The 15187-nt window shown below is 67.6% G+C and carries 19 protein-coding genes, 1 tRNA gene and 1 riboswitch; of the genes, 15 read left to right on the top strand and 5 right to left on the bottom strand.

Annotation, left to right across the window (positions count from 1 at the left end; genetic code table 11):
• Nucleotides 1–58 precede the first annotated feature (58 nt).
• The 3 genes from ACWIHT_RS24045 (at nucleotide 59) to ACWIHT_RS24035 (ending at nucleotide 2647) form a co-directional block, all read left to right on the top strand.
• Nucleotides 59–487, top strand: a complete 429-nt coding sequence (locus ACWIHT_RS24045) for a nuclear transport factor 2 family protein (protein ID WP_456170268.1) — start codon at nucleotides 59–61, stop codon at nucleotides 485–487.
• 126 nt (nucleotides 488–613) lie between these two features.
• Nucleotides 614–1678, top strand: a complete 1065-nt coding sequence (locus tag ACWIHT_RS24040; protein ID WP_456170266.1) for an MBL fold metallo-hydrolase — start codon at nucleotides 614–616, stop codon at nucleotides 1676–1678.
• Nucleotides 1679–1714: 36 nt separating this feature from the next.
• Nucleotides 1715–2647: an NADP-dependent oxidoreductase gene (locus ACWIHT_RS24035; RefSeq protein WP_456170265.1), complete on the top strand. Its 933-nt coding sequence runs from the start codon at nucleotides 1715–1717 to the stop codon at nucleotides 2645–2647.
• Between the two features lie 69 nt (nucleotides 2648–2716).
• On the opposite strand, the gene ACWIHT_RS24030 is transcribed toward ACWIHT_RS24035, so the two are convergent.
• Nucleotides 2717–3970, bottom strand: coding sequence for a PTS transporter subunit EIIC (locus ACWIHT_RS24030; protein ID WP_456170264.1), 1254 nt, complete (start codon nucleotides 3968–3970; stop codon nucleotides 2717–2719).
• A gap of 193 nt (nucleotides 3971–4163) precedes the next feature.
• Entirely contained in the window at nucleotides 4164–5456 is a 1293-nt protein-coding gene (locus tag ACWIHT_RS24025; protein WP_456170263.1) for a PTS transporter subunit EIIC, read from the bottom strand.
• A gap of 15 nt (nucleotides 5457–5471) precedes the next feature.
• Here ACWIHT_RS24025 and ACWIHT_RS24020 point away from each other — a divergent pair, with 15 nt between their 5' ends.
• From ACWIHT_RS24020 to rdgB, 4 genes are all read left to right on the top strand, one after another.
• Entirely contained in the window at nucleotides 5472–5831 is a 360-nt protein-coding gene (locus ACWIHT_RS24020) for a PTS glucose/sucrose transporter subunit IIB (RefSeq protein WP_262061038.1), read from the top strand.
• 91 nt (nucleotides 5832–5922) lie between these two features.
• Nucleotides 5923–6660 carry a ribonuclease PH gene (gene rph / locus ACWIHT_RS24015; protein WP_019065907.1) on the top strand — a complete coding sequence of 246 codons (738 nt, stop codon included), beginning with the start codon at nucleotides 5923–5925 and terminating at the stop codon, nucleotides 6658–6660.
• Between the two features lie 145 nt (nucleotides 6661–6805).
• Entirely contained in the window at nucleotides 6806–7213 is a 408-nt protein-coding gene (locus ACWIHT_RS24010) for a hypothetical protein (protein WP_456170261.1), read from the top strand.
• A 31-nt stretch (nucleotides 7214–7244) separates the two neighbouring features.
• The gene (gene rdgB / locus ACWIHT_RS24005; RefSeq protein WP_456170260.1) at nucleotides 7245–7847 is read left to right on the top strand and encodes an RdgB/HAM1 family non-canonical purine NTP pyrophosphatase; all 603 of its coding nucleotides are present in this window, start codon (nucleotides 7245–7247) and stop codon (nucleotides 7845–7847) included.
• Between the two features lie 52 nt (nucleotides 7848–7899).
• On the opposite strand, the gene ACWIHT_RS24000 is transcribed toward rdgB, so the two are convergent.
• Nucleotides 7900–7972 (bottom strand) — tRNA-Leu (locus ACWIHT_RS24000).
• 264 nt (nucleotides 7973–8236) lie between these two features.
• Here ACWIHT_RS24000 and ACWIHT_RS23995 point away from each other — a divergent pair.
• The 4 genes from ACWIHT_RS23995 to ACWIHT_RS23980 are packed head-to-tail and all read left to right on the top strand — an operon-like array spanning nucleotide 8237 to nucleotide 9744.
• Nucleotides 8237–9079, top strand: coding sequence for a helix-turn-helix domain-containing protein (locus ACWIHT_RS23995; RefSeq protein ID WP_456170259.1), 843 nt, complete (start codon nucleotides 8237–8239; stop codon nucleotides 9077–9079).
• Nucleotides 9061–9270, top strand: coding sequence for a DUF397 domain-containing protein (locus ACWIHT_RS23990; RefSeq protein ID WP_456170258.1), 210 nt, complete (start codon nucleotides 9061–9063; stop codon nucleotides 9268–9270). Before ACWIHT_RS23995 ends, ACWIHT_RS23990 begins: the two co-directional genes overlap by 19 nt.
• A gap of 27 nt (nucleotides 9271–9297) precedes the next feature.
• Nucleotides 9298–9507: a DUF397 domain-containing protein gene (locus ACWIHT_RS23985; protein ID WP_456170257.1), complete on the top strand. Its 210-nt coding sequence runs from the start codon at nucleotides 9298–9300 to the stop codon at nucleotides 9505–9507.
• Between the two features lie 27 nt (nucleotides 9508–9534).
• A complete protein-coding gene (locus ACWIHT_RS23980) occupies nucleotides 9535–9744 on the top strand; it encodes a DUF397 domain-containing protein (protein ID WP_456170256.1) in 210 nt (69 codons plus the stop codon).
• A 94-nt stretch (nucleotides 9745–9838) separates the two neighbouring features.
• Here the strand turns inward: ACWIHT_RS23980 and bcp are convergent, their stop codons facing one another.
• The gene (gene bcp, locus ACWIHT_RS23975) at nucleotides 9839–10306 is read right to left on the bottom strand and encodes a thioredoxin-dependent thiol peroxidase (protein WP_456170255.1); all 468 of its coding nucleotides are present in this window, start codon (nucleotides 10304–10306) and stop codon (nucleotides 9839–9841) included.
• 121 nt (nucleotides 10307–10427) lie between these two features.
• Between bcp and ACWIHT_RS23970 the strand changes: the two genes are divergently transcribed.
• The 3 genes from ACWIHT_RS23970 (at nucleotide 10428) to sugE (ending at nucleotide 11667) form a co-directional block, all read left to right on the top strand.
• Nucleotides 10428–10757 carry a DUF3618 domain-containing protein gene (locus ACWIHT_RS23970; protein WP_456170254.1) on the top strand — a complete coding sequence of 110 codons (330 nt, stop codon included), beginning with the start codon at nucleotides 10428–10430 and terminating at the stop codon, nucleotides 10755–10757.
• 67 nt (nucleotides 10758–10824) lie between these two features.
• Nucleotides 10825–11181, top strand: coding sequence for a GroES family chaperonin (locus ACWIHT_RS23965; protein ID WP_026178110.1), 357 nt, complete (start codon nucleotides 10825–10827; stop codon nucleotides 11179–11181).
• A gap of 61 nt (nucleotides 11182–11242) precedes the next feature.
• Nucleotides 11243–11310: riboswitch (guanidine-III (ykkC-III) riboswitch) on the top strand.
• A 36-nt stretch (nucleotides 11311–11346) separates the two neighbouring features.
• Nucleotides 11347–11667: a quaternary ammonium compound efflux SMR transporter SugE gene (gene sugE, locus ACWIHT_RS23960; RefSeq protein ID WP_456170253.1), complete on the top strand. Its 321-nt coding sequence runs from the start codon at nucleotides 11347–11349 to the stop codon at nucleotides 11665–11667.
• A gap of 12 nt (nucleotides 11668–11679) precedes the next feature.
• On the opposite strand, the gene ACWIHT_RS23955 is transcribed toward sugE, so the two are convergent.
• Nucleotides 11680–14097: a transglycosylase domain-containing protein gene (locus ACWIHT_RS23955; RefSeq protein WP_456170252.1), complete on the bottom strand. Its 2418-nt coding sequence runs from the start codon at nucleotides 14095–14097 to the stop codon at nucleotides 11680–11682.
• A gap of 243 nt (nucleotides 14098–14340) precedes the next feature.
• Here ACWIHT_RS23955 and ACWIHT_RS23950 point away from each other — a divergent pair, with 243 nt between their 5' ends.
• Nucleotides 14341–15141 (top strand): ABC transporter permease, encoded by an 801-nt coding sequence (locus ACWIHT_RS23950; RefSeq protein WP_456170251.1) that lies wholly within the window; start codon nucleotides 14341–14343, stop codon nucleotides 15139–15141.
• Nucleotides 15142–15187 lie beyond the last annotated feature (46 nt).

Genomic DNA, 15187 nt, shown 5'->3' with positions numbered 1-15187 from the left:
TGCTAGTGTCGGAGCGTCCGTCACCCACGGCGGACGTCACTCACGACAGGAGCACACGATGAGCGGCACCACCCCCGGTACCCCCTCGGCCGTCGACCTGCTGCGGCACACCCTCGACACCTTCCTCGCCAAGGACATGAAGGCCTGGACGGATCTGTGCGCGGACGGCGTCGTCGCCGAATTCCCCTTCGCCCCCGAGGGATCGCCCGCCCGGATCGAGGGACGCGAGGCGCTCTACGACTACCTGCGCGGCTACCCCGACCTCATCGACATCCGCGAGATCCCCTCGGTGCGCGTCTACGCGACCGCCGACGAGAACGTGGCGATCGCGGAGTGGAGCGTGATCGGCGGCGTGGTCTCCAACGGCAACCCCTACAACATGAGTTACGCGACTTTCGTGACCTTCCGCGACGGGCTGATCGTCAACTACCGGGAGTACTGGAACCCGAAGGTCTTCCTGGAGGCGCTCAGCGGCGACAGCTTCTGATCGCACGCCCCCACGCATCGAACTGCTTGCCTGGGCAACTAAACAAGCCTATTGTTGCTCAGGCAAGCAATTATCCAGCCCCTGTATCCTGCGTTCTGCGCCGCCGCAGAGAAGAGGTCCAGCCACATGGCCGCCCACACCTCGCGCCGCTCCCTCCTGGCCCGCGCCGCCGCCCTGACCGCGGTCCCCGCGATCGGAACCGTCGTCGCCGACACCGCACTCGCCGCCCCGGCCCGCGCCGCCGACACCACCGGCCTGCCCGACTACGCCCCGGTGCCCAAGTCCTCGCTCGGCCCGGCGCTCAACAGCCAGGGCTACTACGTCGGACGTATCAAACGGAACCTCTACTGGGTCACCGACGGCACCTATGTCTCCGCGTTCCTGACCACCCGCGACGGAGTGGTGCTGCTCGACGCGCCGCCCTCGATCGGCCACAACATCCAGCGCGCGATCGACGACGTGACCAGGCCGAGCGGCCTGAGCAACAAGGTCACGCACCTCATCTACTCGCACCACCACTCCGACCACGCGGGCGGCTCCGGCATCTTCGGTCGGCATGTCACGCGGATCGGACACTCAGAGACCCGCAGACTCCTCCTCCGGGACGACGACCCCAACAAGCCCGCCCCCGAGGAGACCTTCGAGGACCACCGGGTCCTGCACATCGGCGGCGAGCGCATCGAACTCGCCTGGCAGGGCGCCAACCACACCCCCGACAACATCTACATCCACCTCCCGGCCCACGACACGCTGATGCTGGTGGACGTGGCGCTGCCGGGCTGGGTGCCGTTCGCCAACCTCAACATCAACGAGGACATCCCGGGCTCGCTCCAAGCGCCGGCCAAGGCCCTCAAGTACCCGTGGACCACCTTCATCGGCGGCCACCTCGGCAGACTGGGGACGCGCCACGACCTCAGGATCCACATCGACTACATGGACGACCTGGAGACGGAGATCCGTACCGCCCTCACCACGGTCGACGCCACCCCCTACTTCGTGAAGTACGGCGACAACACCTGGGCCGCGGTCAAGACCTACCTCGACGAGGTGGTCGCCGTAGCCGCCCGCCCGGTGGTCCGGAAGTACACCGGTGTCCTCGCCGCGGCCGACGTCTTCACCGAGAGCAACGCCTTCATGCTCATGGAGTCGATGCGCCTCGACGGCGGCTTCGGAATGACCGTCCACGACTGACCCGCCCCCACCCGACTCACCACGAAAGAGGCTGTGATGAAAGCGATTCAGCAGTACGACTTCGGTGGCCCCGAGGTGCTCACCGTGACCGAGATCCCCGAACCCGAGCCGCGCGCCGGACGGGTCCGGGTCCGGGTGACGGGAACGTCCGTGAACCCGGCCGACCTCGCGGCCCGCGCGGGCTGGCTGCGCCAGGTGCTGCCCGATCTGGCACCGCCGTTCATCCTCGGCGCGGATCTCGCGGGCACGGTGATCGACGGCGAGGGACCGTTCGCCCCGGGCACCCGGGTCGCCGGGCTCGCGCCCTGGTTCGTGGACCAGGAGGGCACGTACGCGGAGGTCGTCTCCATCGACCCCGCCCATCTCGCGGAGATTCCGGACGGCGTCGACGACATCACGGCCGCCGCCGTCCCGATCACCGCCGAGACCGCCTGGCAGTCCCTCGACCTGGGCGGCCTCGAAGCCGGGCAGACCGTCCTGGTCACCGGCGCGAGCGGCGCGATCGGGATGTGGGCGGTCCAGCACGCGGCCGGCCGCGGCGCCAGGGTCGTCGCCGTCGCGTCGAACGGCGACGAGAAGTATGTCGAGGGTCTCGGCGCCGACATCGTCCTCGGCCGGGCGGGCGACGCCGGTGAACTCGCCGCCGCGGTACGGAAGTCGGTGCCCGGCGGGGTCGACCTCGTCGTGGACCCCGCCGGTATCGGCGGCGACCTGATCCACGCCGTGCGCGACGGCGGTGTCTTCGTCGTCATCGCGGTCGTGCCGGAGCCCGCGGCGGAGCGCGGTGTCGACGTACGCCGGGTCAGCGCGCAGTCGGACGGCGCGCTGCTCGCGCGGATCCTCGCCGATCTCGCCGACGGGAAGAAGAAGGCCCGCGTCGGCCTGACCCTGCCGCTGACCGAGGCGGCGGAGGCGCATCGCAGGAGTGAGGCGCGGTCGGTGCGCGGGAAGATCGTCCTCACGGTGTGACGGGCGCGGCACACGACGATGCCCGGTCCGGGGTGAACTCCGGGCCGGGCATCGGGTGTTGGTACGGGCTCACGCCGTGGTGAGGTCCTCGATCTCCTCCTCGGGCTCGCGGCCCGGGGTGGGGAGGTTCCACCTGATGATCGCGAAGCGGAAGACGGTGTAGTAGATCGCCGCGAAGACCAGGCCGATCGGGATGATCAGCCAGGGCTTGGTGGCCAGGTTCCAGTTGAGGAAGTAGTCGATCGCACCGGCCGAGAAGCTGAAGCCGTGGTGCACGCCCAGGGCCCAGGTGACCGCCATCGAGAGGGCGGTCAGCACCGCGTGGATGGCGTACAGGACCGGCGCGATGAACATGAACGAGAACTCGATCGGCTCGGTGATGCCGGTGACGAACGAGGTCAGCGCGAGCGACAGCATCATGCCGCCGACGACCTTGCGGCGCTCGGGGCGGGCGCAGTGCGTGATCGCCAGCGCGGCGGCCGGGAGGGCGAACATCATGATCGGGAAGAAGCCCGTCATGAACTGGCCGGCGGTCGGGTCGCCGTGGAAGAAGCGCGGCAGGTCGCCGTGCCAGACGGCACCGGAGGAGTCCTTGTAGGTGCCGATCTCCTGCCAGGCCACGGTGTTGACGAACTGGTGCATACCCACCGGCAGCAGCGCGCGGTTGATCGCGCCGAAGATGGCCGCACCGACGGCGCCCAGGCCGGTCATCCACTGGCCGAAGTCCGTGATGACGTTGCCGATGGGCTCCCAGACCAGGCCGAAGAAGACGCCGACGGCGGTGCCGACGAAGGCCATCAGGATCGGCACCAGACGACGGCCGTTGAAGAAGCCGAGCCAGTCGGGGAGCTTGGTGCGGTGGAACCGCTGCCAGGTGACCGCGGCTATCAGACCCATGATGATTCCGCCGAGCACCTTGGGGTCGTTGTAGGTCGCGGCGACGTCGACGCCCTTGGTGACCTTCGCGTCGGTGATCGGGAACGCGGTCAGTACGTTCTTGTAGACCAGGAAACCGACCAGCGCCGCCAACGCCGTGGAGCCGTCCGACTTCTTGGCGAAGCCGATGGCGATGCCCACGCAGAACAGCAGTGGCAGGTTGCTGAAGACGGCGTCGCCCGCGGTGGCGAACACGGAGGCGACCTTGTCCCAGCCGAGGCCGTCCTTGCCGAACACGTCGGGCTGTCCGAGCCGGAGGAGGATGCCCGCCGCCGGAAGCACGGCGATCGGGAGCTGGAGGCTGCGGCCGATCTTCTGTAGGCCCTGGAACAGGCCGGATCCCCACTTCTTCGCGGGGGCCGCCGTTGGCGCGGTGGCGGTGGACATAGACTTCCTCCATCGGGTGGTGGTCTACACCACTCAGTGGTGTAGACCTGTTGTAGCAGATGAAGTCCGCATAAAGGAACCCGCGGAATCTGCGACCGATTCGCTACGCCACGTACACGGGGGCAGGCACAGCAAAAGGCCCCCGGACCGGCGGTCCGGGGGCCCAACTCGCTTACACCGTAAGGCTGTTCCGTCAGGCTTTTGTCACGTCCTCCTGCTCGTCCTCCGGTTCCCGCCCCGGAGTCTTCAGGTCGAACTTCGTGATCGCGAACCGGAAGACGACGTAGTACACCGCCGCGAAGCACAGCCCGATCGGAATGATCGCCCACGGCTTCGTCGCCAGATTCCAGTTGATCGCGTAGTCGATCAGACCCGCCGAGAAGCTGAACCCGTCGTGCACCCCGAGCCCCCAGGTCACCGCCATCGACACACCCGTCAACACCGCGTGGACGGCGTAGAGGAGGGGCGCGATGAACAGGAACGAGTACTCGATCGGCTCGGTGATGCCGGTCACGAAGGACGTCAGCGCGACCGACAGCATCAGCCCGCTCACCTCCTTGCGGCGGCTCGGCTTCGCGCAGTGTGCGATCGCGAGCGCCGCCGCCGGCAGCGCGAACATCATGATCGGGAAGAAGCCCGAGGTGAACTGCCCCGCGTTCGGGTCACCCGCCAGGAACATGTTGATGTCACCGTGCACCACCGTCCCGTCCGGCTTGGTGTAACTCCCGAACTGGAACCAGATGGGCACGTTCAGGAACTGATGCAGTCCTACGACGAGCAGCGCCCGGTTGGCGAGACCGAACACCCCCGCACCCACCGCGCCCCGGGCACTCAGCCAGTCGCTGAAGTGCTCAAGACCCGTGCCGATCGGCGGCCAGATCCACAGCGCCACCGCCGCGACCGCGATCGCCACGAACGACATGATGATCGGCACCAGCCGCCGCCCGTTGAAGAAGCCCAGCCAGTCCACCAGCTTCGTACGGTGGTACCGCGCCCAGAAGAACGCGGTCAGCAGCCCCAGCACGATCCCGCCGAACACCCCGGGATTCTGGTACGTGAACGCCGACACCGAATGATCCGCGGCCTGGCAGCCGATCCCCGGCACCACGTTCGTACCGCCCGTGCAGTCCTTGGGGAACTGGCGCAGCACGTTGTAGTACACGAGGAAACCGACCAGCCCGGCCAGCGCCGTCGACCCGTCAGACTTCTTCGCCATCCCGATCGCGACACCCACACAGAACAGCAGCGGCAACCCCAACTGCCCGTCCAGCAGCGCGCCGCCCGCACCCGCCATCACCTTCGAGACATTGGTCCAGCCCAGCCCGTCGTCCCCGAACACGTCCGGCTGCCCCAGCCGGTTGAGGATGCCGGCGGCCGGCAGTACGGCGATGGGGAGTTGGAGACTGCGGCCCATCTTCTGCAACCCCTGGAACACCTTGTTCCAGGAGACGCGCCCGGGACCGGCGGCGGCACTGTCGGCACTCATGGACGCCCCTCGGTAATGTGGTGTAGACCAGTTGGCGAAGTGATCGTCACCATCATTCGGCACGCACGACATGACCGCTCGCGAAGCTGGGCCAACTGTGGGTTACTGCGACAAAGCGGTTCTGATCAGGGAGAGAACACCATGGCCACCAAGGCTGAGAAGATCGTTGCCGGGCTGGGCGGCATCGACAACATCGAAGAGGTCGAGGGCTGCATCACCCGCCTGCGCACCGAGGTCAAGGACCCGAGCTTGGTCGACGAAGCCGCCCTCAAGGCCGCCGGCGCCCACGGCGTCGTCAAGATGGGCACGGCGATCCAGGTCGTCATCGGCACGGACGCGGACCCGATCGCGGCGGACATCGAAGACCTGATGTAAGTCCCGCAAGCGCACTTCCGAGGGGCTCTTCCCGATCCGGGAGGAGCCCCTTCCCCGTGTGAGGACCGCCCCTACCACTAGGCTCTTCGCCATGTCTCGAATCGACGGCCGAACCCCCGAACAGCTCCGCCCCGTCACCATCGAACGTGGCTGGAGCAAGCACGCCGAGGGCTCCGTCCTCGTCTCCTTCGGCGACACCAAGGTCTTCTGCACCGCCTCCGTCACCGAAGGCGTCCCCCGCTGGCGCAAGGGCAGCGGCGAGGGCTGGGTCACCGCGGAGTACTCCATGCTGCCCCGCGCCACCAACACCCGCGGCGACCGCGAGTCCGTCCGCGGCAAGATCGGCGGCCGCACCCACGAGATCAGCCGCCTCATCGGCCGCTCGCTGCGCGCCGTCATCGACTACAAGGCCCTCGGCGAGAACACCATCGTCCTCGACTGCGACGTCCTCCAGGCCGACGGCGGCACCCGTACGGCCGCCATCACCGGCGCGTACGTCGCGCTCGCGGACGCCGTCACCTGGGCCCAGGGCAAGAAGCTGATCAAGGCCGGCCGCCAGCCGCTCACCGGCACGGTCTCGGCGGTCTCGGTAGGCATCGTCGGCGGAGTCCCCCTCCTGGACCTCTGCTACGAGGAGGACGTCCGCGCCGAGACCGACATGAACGTCGTCTGCACCGGCGACGGCCGCTTCGTCGAGGTCCAGGGCACCGCCGAGGCCGAACCCTTCGCCCGCGACGAACTCAACGCCCTCCTCGACCTCGCCGTCGCCGGCTGCGGCGAGCTGACCGCCGTACAGCGCAAAGCACTTGAGGCCGCGCTGGAGAAGTAAGAGGCTTGGCAAGGCAAGTAAAGGACGTACAAAGCGAGGCGGGCCGCGGGGGCAACCCGGCGGCCCGCCCTCGCGTCCCTACGCATACGGAACGGAAACGGGGAGTGGCCACAGCAGCCCACCCCCCACGGGGAGGAAACCGACCATGGCCGCCGCAAGCCGACGCAGTCGCCGACGCCGTATCGCCACAGCCGCCACCCTCGCGGTGATCGGCCTGACCGCCGGACTCGCGACCGGCTGCGACGCCGTCGACAAGGCCATCGACTGCGTCCAGACCGCCGACACCATCGCCGACAGCGTCACCGGCCTCCAACAGGCCGTGGAGAACGCGGCCAACGACCCCACCCAGACCGACCAGTCCCTCAACTCCATCGAGAAGGACCTCGACAAGATCGGCGACAAGACCGACAACACGGACGTCAACAAGGCGGTGGACAGCCTCGAAAAGGCCGTCGACAACGTCCGTACGGCGGTCAAGAACGGCGACAACACGCCGGACATCAGCCCGGTGACGGACGCGGCGGGCGAACTGACGAAGGTCTGCACGTCGTAGACGGGGGTGGGGGGTTGGGATACTGGACGCCATGACACGCCTGATCCTCGCCACCCGCAACGCCGGGAAAATCACCGAACTGAGGTCGATCCTCGCCGACGCGGGACTGCCTCACGAACTGATCGGCGCCGAGTCTTACCCCGACATCCCCGACGTCAAGGAAACGGGCGTCACCTTCGCCGAGAACGCGCTCCTGAAGGCCCACGCCCTGGCCCAGGCAACGGGCCTCCCGGCGGTGGCGGACGACTCGGGCCTGTGCGTGGACGTGTTGAACGGCGCCCCGGGCATCTTCTCCGCCCGCTGGGCAGGCCGCCACGGCGACGACAAGGCCAACCTGGATCTGTTGTTGGCCCAGTTGTCAGACATCGGAGACGAACACCGGGGCGCCCACTTCGCCTGCGCGGCGGCCCTGGCTCTGCCGGACGGCACGGAACGCGTGGTCGAGGGCCAGCTGAGGGGCGTCCTGAGGTTTGCGCCGACCGGCACGAACGGCTTCGGCTACGACCCGATCCTCCAGCCGGACGGCGACACCCGGACCTGCGCGGAACTCACGGCGGAGGAGAAGAACGCGATCAGCCATCGGGGGAAGGCGTTTCGGGGGTTGGTGCCGGTGGTGCGGGAGTTGCTGGGCTGACGCTACGAAAGAGCCCCTCGCCTACGAATCGAAGGTGAGGGGCCTTTCCTTGTGCGCCCGGTCGGATTCGAACCGACAGACACGACCACCTAAAGATCGCCGCTCAGCCCTTGGCGTACGGGCGCCAGTGCTGCGAACCACTTTACAAGCCGCCGCAACTGCGTTGTCGACCTCCTCTGCACCAGGTGCTGGTGACCGCGTGGCGGTTGGGACACAGGTGTCGCAGATTTTCGCGACGGTTGTCGCGTCATTCCCCGTTGGGTCCTCGTCAGGACGGTCGGCTGTGTGGTTGTGCTGATTCCATGACCTGGCTGTGCTGGGTGAATTACGCTGTGTAGTCCGGTCGTTGTGGCGTTGCGCCCGGATGCGAACGTCCCGGAGGGAGCGGTATGCCGCAACGACGCGTCATCACCGACCGCAGTCAGGAACCCCGCCAGCGGTTCGCCGAGGAGTTGCGGAGACTGCGGGAAGCGAGCGGGCTGAGCCTGCGGGCGCTCGGTGAACGGCTCGGCTGGGACTCGTCGTTGTTCGGCAAGATGGAGAACGGCGAGACGCTCGGCAGCCCGGAGGTCGTCCAGGCGTTGGACACGCACTATGGGACGCCGGGGCTGCTGCTGGCGTTGTGGGAGCTGGCCGCCGGGGATCATACGCAGTTCCGCGAGCGGTACCGGCGGTACATGGCGCTGGAGGCGGAGGCGGTGAGCCTGTGGCACTTCGCGGTGAGCGTGCTGCCGGGGTTGTTGCAGACGCCGGGGTACGCGCGGGAGATGCTGACGGTGGGCGGGCTTGAGGGAAAGGAGCTTGAGCAGCAGGTCGAGGCGCGGATGGGGAGGCGGGAGTTGTTGGAGGGGGTGGATGCGCCCCGGTTCCGGACCGTTCTTTCTGAGGCGGTCCTGCGCACGGCGTTGCTGAACACCCCTGAGTGGCGTGGGCAGTTGGAGCACCTGACTGAGATGTCGAAACGCCCGAACATCGTCGTCCATGTGTTGCCCTTCAGCGCGGGTCCTTACGGGCTTGATAGCACTGACGTGTGGTTCCTGCGCCTGGCACAGGGACGTACGGTGGCATACACGGAGAACGCGTACCGCGGCGACCTGATCGAGGACAGTGCGGCGGTCGAGAAACTGCAAGGTGCTTACGATGTAGTTCGTGACCTGGCGTTGTCCCCGGCCGAGTCGCGGAAGTTCGTCCTGCGCATGTTGGAGGAAATGCCATGCGATCCATCGACTTGAGCGTCGTGAACTGGCGCAAGAGCTCATACAGCAACTCGGACGGTGGCGCTTGCCTTGAGGTCTCTGACGACTTCGCCACTGTCGTTCCGGTACGGGACAGCAAGGTTCCTCATGGGCGGCTGCTTGTGTTCCCTGCCGGTGGGTGGACTTCCTTCGTTTCGGCCATCAGGAATGGGCAGTTGAGCGACTGACCAGGCACTCACCCCGGAGGAAGCATCGTGCGATCCATCGACCTGAGTGTCGTCTCTTGGCGCAAGAGCAGCTACAGCAACCAGGACGGTGGGGCGTGTGTCGAGGTCTCTGACGACTTCGCCACTGTCGTTCCGGTACGGGACAGCAAGGTTCCTCATGGGCGGCTGCTTGTGTTCCCTGCCGGTGGGTGGACTTCCTTCGTTTCGGCCATCAGGAATGGGCAGTTGAGCGACTGACCAGGCACTCACCCCGGAGGAAGCATCGTGCGACCCATTGACCTGAGTGCCGCAGCTTGGCGTAAAAGCAGCTACAGCAACCAGGACGGAGGCGAGTGCGTCGAGGTCTCTGATGGCTTCGCTGCCGTCGTTCCGGTACGGGACAGCAAGGTTCCCCACGGGCCGCTGCTCGTGTTCCCTGCTGGCGGGTGGACTTCCTTCGTTTCGGCCATCAGGGACGGGCAGTTGAGCCACTGACCAGGCATGGCGAGGAGCGCAGGTCGGTGCCCGAGCGGCCCGACCTGTCTCCCGATGTGTGGATCTCGTTCAGCTGTCGAAAGGCACTGGAGGCCTAGATCCCCAGGTCCTTGATGATCTTCGCCACGTGGCCCGTCGCGCGGACGTTGTACAGGGCGTGCTCGACCTTGCCGGACTCGTCCACGACGATCGTGGAGCGGATCACGCCCATGTAGGTCTTGCCGTAGTTCTTCTTCTCGCCGAAGGCCGCGTAGGCGTCGAGGACCTGCTTGTCGGGGTCCGCGAGGAGGGTGATCTTGAGGTTCTCCTTGTCGCGGAACTTGGCGAGCTTCTCCGGCTGGTCGGGGGAGATGCCGATGACGTCGTACCCGGCGCCGGTCAGCAGCTCCAGGTTGTCCGTGAAGTCGCAGGCCTGCTTGGTGCAGCCGGGCGTCAGGGCCGCCGGGTAGAAATAGACGATGACCTTGCGGCCCTTGTGGTCGGCGAGGGACACCTCGTTGCCGTCGGCGTCGGGAAGCGTGAAGGCGGGGGCAACGTCCCCGGGCTGGAGTCGTTCACTCATCGCGCTAGCGTAACCGGGGGTGCTGACAGTGCACTCCGCGCGAGAGCTGACAGACTGTCCGGCACAAGTACCAGCAGACTTCGGAGGCCGTACGGTGGCGGACACGTCGAACAAGCCGGACATGCCGGACACCAGAACCCCGGCGCAGATCGAGGCGGACATCCAGCGTCGCCGCGATGTCCTGGCCGACACGCTCGACGAGATCGGGGTGCGGGTGCACCCGAAGACCATCGTCGGCGACGCGAAGGCCAAGGTCGCGTCCAGCATCGATCACACCCTCGGCAGGGCGTACGTCGGCGTCAACCGGGTCGTGAGTGACGTCAAGGGTCAGTTCGTGGACGACGAGGGTGCGCCGAGGGTGGAGCGGATCGTCCCGGTCGCTCTCGTCGCTGTCGGGGTCGTGGGCCTGTTCGTCCTCGGGTCCCGGCGCGGCAAGGGTCGTAAGGGCTGAGTGGCGGCTGATTTCGCGGGGCACCCGGCGGCGTACCGACGGGTCGGAGGCAGGTAGGTTCGTGGGTGTGAGCGCCAAGAGAGACGAGCAGAGCACCCAGCACGACAAGCTGCCCATCCGGATGCTGCACGACCGTGTGCTCGTGCGGCAGGACAAGAGCGAGGGCGAGCGGCGTTCGGGCGGCGGGATCCTGATTCCGGCGACGGCCGCGGTCGGGCGGCGGCTGGCCTGGGCCGATGTCGTCGCGGTGGGCCAGAACGTACGGACCGTAGAGCCCGGCGACCGCGTCCTCTACGACCCGGAGGACCGCGCCGAGGTCGAGGTGCGCGGGATCGCCTACGTCCTCATGCGCGAGCGCGACCTGCACGCGGTCGCTGCGGACCGGTTCGAGGGGTCCGAGGACTCGACCGGGCTGTACCTGTAGTACGAAGCCTCCAGAAGCCTCGAAGGGGCTGGTGACCATCGTCACCAGCCCCTTTGCCGTTCCTTTGCTACGTTTGGAAGGAACCCGACGAGACGCGCCGTACCGGGAGACACGCAAAGACGACGCACTGCCGTCAGTCGCGTGTGTGTCTCGGAGGTGCCTGTCATGGCCTGGGTTCTGCTTGTCGTCGCCGGTCTGCTCGAAGTCGGCTGGTCGATCGGGATGAAGTACACGGAGGGGTTCACCCGGCTCGTCCCCAGCGTGCTCACCGGCGCCGGGATCGTCGCCAGCATGCTGCTGCTGTCGTATGCCGCGAAGTCGCTGCCCATCGGTACCGCGTACGGCGTGTGGGTGGGGATCGGGGCGGCGGGGGCGGCGGTGCTCGGCATGGTGGTGCTGGGGGAGCCCGCCACCGCCGCCCGGATCTTCTTCGTGTGTCTGCTGCTGGTCGCCGTCGTGGGGCTGAAGGCGACCTCCGGTCACTGAGGCGTACTGCTACTACTCCTTCTTGCGTGCCGTGCTCTGCGGCCCCGCCGTGGTCCCTCCGGTCGTCGTGCCGCCCGTGGTGCCGTCCGTCGTCGTCCCCGTCGTGCCGCCGGTCGTCGTCGTGCCGTCCGTGGTGGTGCCTGTCGTGCCGCCGGTGGTGGTCGTGGAGCCGTCCGTCGTGGTTCCTGTCGTGCCGCCGGTCGTCGTGGTGCCGCCGTCCGTGGTGGTCGTGTCTCCGGTGGTCCCGCCGGTGGTCGTGCCGCCGTCGGTGGTGCCGCCCTGGGTCTGGCCCTGGTCGGTCGGGCCGCCGGTGGTGGTCGTGCCGCCGATGTCCTGGCCGTCGGTCGTGGACGGCTGGGAGGGCTGGATGCTCGGGGGCGCGACCGTCTCGGCGCCGTCCTGGAGCTGGAGGTCGAAGTCGCTCGCCTCGGTGCCCTTCAGGGCCGCCTTGGTGAACTGGGCCCAGATCTCGGCGGGCGCCCCGCCGCCGTTGACGCGGGCGAGGCCCATCACGCCGTAGAGCGGCTCGTGCGCGGCGGTGGTCGGGTTCTGGCCCATGACGGAGACGACGGTGGCGAGGTCGGGGGTGTAGCCCGCGAACCAGGCCGCCGTGTCCTTCTCCGCCGTGCCGGTCTTGCCGGCGGACGGGCGGTCGGCGGCCTGGGCCGCGGTCGCCGTGCCGTTGTCGACGACGCTCTCCAGGACGTTGGTCGTGGTGTCGGCGGACTCGCGGCTCACCGCGCGGGTGGTCTTCCGCGCGGGCAGCTTGACCTGGTCGGTGCCGTCCTTGGTGATCTTCGAGATCATCGTGTACGTGTGCCGCTGACCGTGGTTGGCGAGGGTGGCGTAGGCCTCCGCCATGTCGAGGACGCTCGCGGTGGAGGGGCCGAGCGCGATGGACGGGGTGGCGGTGAGGTCGGGGGTGTCGGCGGGGATGCCGAGGTCGATCGCGGTCTGCTTGATCTTGGCGGGGCCTACGTCGACCGCCATCTGCGCGTACACCGAGTTGACGGACTTGTCGGTGGCCGTACGGACGGTGATGTCGCCGTAGGAGACGCCGTCCTCGTTCTCGGGGGCGTACGAGCCGCCGCTCCAGCCTTCCACGGGGCGCTTGTCGGTGCCGTCGTAGTAGGTGTTGGGGGTGATGGTCTGGCCGTCCTGGGTCTGCGAGCCGTTCTGGATCGCGGAGGCGAGGACGAACGGCTTGAAGGTGGAGCCCACTTGGAAGTCGCCGCGGGTCGCGCCGTTCGTGTACTGCTTGACGTAGTCGATGCCGCCGTACATCGCGACGATGTTGCCCGTCTTGGGGTCGACCGAAGCGCCGCCCGCGCGCACGTAGTTGTCGACCTTGCGGCCCTTCTTGTCGAGCTTGGACATGAGTTGGTCGTTGACGGCCTTCACGAAGGCGTCCTGCTTGCTCTTCTGGAGCGTGGTGGTGATGCGGTAGCCGCCGGCTTCGAGGGTGTCCGCGTCGATGATCTTGTTGGTGGCGAGGTAGTCCTTGATCGCGGTGACGATGTAACCCCGCTGCCCGGACATGCTCGTTGAGGCCGTGGCCTCCTTCGGCATGGGGAACTTCATGCCGGTGCGCGCGGACTCGGTGAGCCAGCCCTTCTTGACCATGCCGTCGAGGACGTAGTTCCAACGGGCCACCGCCGCGGCCTTGTTCTCCGGATGCGCCACGACGTCGTACTCGCTCGGCGCGTTCAGCAGCGCGGCGAGATAGGCGCCGCGGCCCGCGTCGAGGTCGACGGCGTCCTTGCCGTAGTAGGCCTGGGCGGCGGCCTGGATGCCGTAGGCGTTGCGGCCGAAGTAGCTGGTGTTGAGGTAGCCCTCCAGGATCTGGGACTTGGACTCCTCGCGGTCCAGCTTGATCGAGATGAAGAACTCCTTCACCTTTCGGGTGACGGTCTGTTCCTGGCCCAGGTAGTAGTTCTTGACGTACTGCTGGGTGATCGTGGAGCCGGACTGGGTGCCCTTGCCGGTGGCGGTGTTCCAGGCGGCGCGGACCATCGCCTTGGGGTCGACGGCGGACTCGGAGAAGAAGTCCCTGTCCTCGGCGGCCAGTACGGCGTGCTGGGCGTTGGCGGAGACCTGGTCGAGTCCGACGTTCTCGCGGTTGACCTCGCCGTCGCGGGCGAGTTGGGTGCCGTCCGCGTAGAGGTACACGTTGGACTGCTTGGTGGCGAGCGCGTTGGCGGGCGGGATCTTGACCAGCGAGTAGCCGAGGTAGAACGCGCCGATCAGCAGCGCCACCAGCACGACGACTCCGCCGAGCGTCATCCGCCAGGTCGGGATGATCCGGCGCCACCCGGTGCGCTTGGGCCGCTTCGGCTTCTTGCCTCCGGGGGCCTCGGGTGCGGCAGCCGCTTCCGGCTCTCTCGGTGCCCAGCCCTGCTCGGGCTGTTGCGGCTGCGGCTGGTCGCTCATGTCGTGCACGGACTCCTGTTTCGCGTCGTACAGTCCAGTACGGCCCCGCATGTTCCCATACGGTCGCGTATGTTCCTGTACGGCCTTGTGCGCTTCTGCGCCCCCAGACGAAGACTCTCGCACCATGCGTTCCGTTCCCGACCATCGGCACGCAGTTGCCCGAAAAATGCGTGGCGTGCGTCACCACCTGCGCACTAGGCTCCTGCGCTTCGGTGTCAAGAGGTCGTGGAGGGTGGGTTTCTGGTGGGTGCCGGTCGGTTGTACGCGGCCGTCGCGGCGGGGAGTTTCAGGCGGTACGCGACCTATCGGGCGGCGACGTTCGCCGGGGTGTTCACCAACACCGTCTTCGGCGTGGTCCTCGTCTACACGTATCTCGCGCTGTGGGACGAGCGCCCGCATCTCGGGGGCTACGACCAGGCGCAGGCGGTGACCTATGTGTGGCTCGGGCAATGTCTGTACGCGACGCTGGCGATCCAGGGCGGCGGGTTCGAGAAGGACCTGATGGACCGCATCCGTACGGGTGACATCGCCGTCGACCTGTACCGTCCGGCCGACCTCCAACTGTGGTGGCTGGCAAGCGACTTCGGGCGGGCCATGTTCCAGATGCTGGGGCGTGGGGTGATCCCGTTCATCTTCGGCGCACTGTTCTTCAAGATGGCGCTGCCCACGGACGTCGGCTCCTGGGCGGCGCTGCTGGTGGCGCTGCTCCTGGCGGTGCTCGTCAGTTTCGGCATCCGCTATCTGGCCGCGCTCAGCACGTTCTGGCTGCTGGACGCCATGGGCGTCAACCAGGCCATGATGATCCTGGGGATCTTCTGCTCGGGCATGGTGCTCCCGTTGAACGCCTTCCCGGGCGTGCTCGGCGATGTCGTACGGGCCCTGCCGTGGGCGGCGCAGCTCCAGATGCCGGCGGACGTCCTGATGGGGAAGACCGATCCGCTCCACGCGTACGCCTTCCAGGCGACCTGGGCGGTGGCGCTGCTCGTGGCGGGGCGGCTGTTGCAGTCGGCGGCTACGCGAAGGGTGGTGGTGCAGGGTGGCTGAGGCTGAGGTCGTTCAACCGCGCGATGACGTGGGGGAGTTGCCCCGC

It is taken from the genome of Streptomyces sp. NPDC002276, from assembly GCF_053891435.1.
Note: the sequence above shows the minus strand (reverse complement) of the source record. Positions and strands in the feature narration are given on the sequence as shown.

Bases quoted from the DNA above. Each gene is read 5' to 3' on its own strand.
- ACWIHT_RS24045 (WP_456170268.1), top strand. From the start codon at position 59: ATGAGCGGCACCACCCCCGGTACCCCCTCGGCCGTCGACCTGCTGCGG.
- ACWIHT_RS24040 (WP_456170266.1), top strand. From the start codon at position 614: ATGGCCGCCCACACCTCGCGCCGCTCCCTCCTGGCCCGCGCCGCCGCC.
- ACWIHT_RS24035 (WP_456170265.1), top strand. From the start codon at position 1,715: ATGAAAGCGATTCAGCAGTACGACTTCGGTGGCCCCGAGGTGCTCACC.
- ACWIHT_RS24030 (WP_456170264.1), bottom strand. From the start codon at position 3,970: ATGTCCACCGCCACCGCGCCAACGGCGGCCCCCGCGAAGAAGTGGGGA.
- ACWIHT_RS24025 (WP_456170263.1), bottom strand. From the start codon at position 5,456: ATGAGTGCCGACAGTGCCGCCGCCGGTCCCGGGCGCGTCTCCTGGAAC.
- ACWIHT_RS24020 (WP_262061038.1), top strand. From the start codon at position 5,472: ATGTGGTGTAGACCAGTTGGCGAAGTGATCGTCACCATCATTCGGCAC.
- rph (WP_019065907.1), top strand. From the start codon at position 5,923: ATGTCTCGAATCGACGGCCGAACCCCCGAACAGCTCCGCCCCGTCACC.
- ACWIHT_RS24010 (WP_456170261.1), top strand. From the start codon at position 6,806: ATGGCCGCCGCAAGCCGACGCAGTCGCCGACGCCGTATCGCCACAGCC.
- rdgB (WP_456170260.1), top strand. From the start codon at position 7,245: ATGACACGCCTGATCCTCGCCACCCGCAACGCCGGGAAAATCACCGAA.
- ACWIHT_RS23995 (WP_456170259.1), top strand. From the start codon at position 8,237: ATGCCGCAACGACGCGTCATCACCGACCGCAGTCAGGAACCCCGCCAG.
- ACWIHT_RS23990 (WP_456170258.1), top strand. From the start codon at position 9,061: ATGCGATCCATCGACTTGAGCGTCGTGAACTGGCGCAAGAGCTCATAC.
- bcp (WP_456170255.1), bottom strand. From the start codon at position 10,306: ATGAGTGAACGACTCCAGCCCGGGGACGTTGCCCCCGCCTTCACGCTT.
- ACWIHT_RS23970 (WP_456170254.1), top strand. From the start codon at position 10,428: ATGCCGGACACCAGAACCCCGGCGCAGATCGAGGCGGACATCCAGCGT.
- sugE (WP_456170253.1), top strand. From the start codon at position 11,347: ATGGCCTGGGTTCTGCTTGTCGTCGCCGGTCTGCTCGAAGTCGGCTGG.
- ACWIHT_RS23955 (WP_456170252.1), bottom strand. From the start codon at position 14,097: ATGAGCGACCAGCCGCAGCCGCAACAGCCCGAGCAGGGCTGGGCACCG.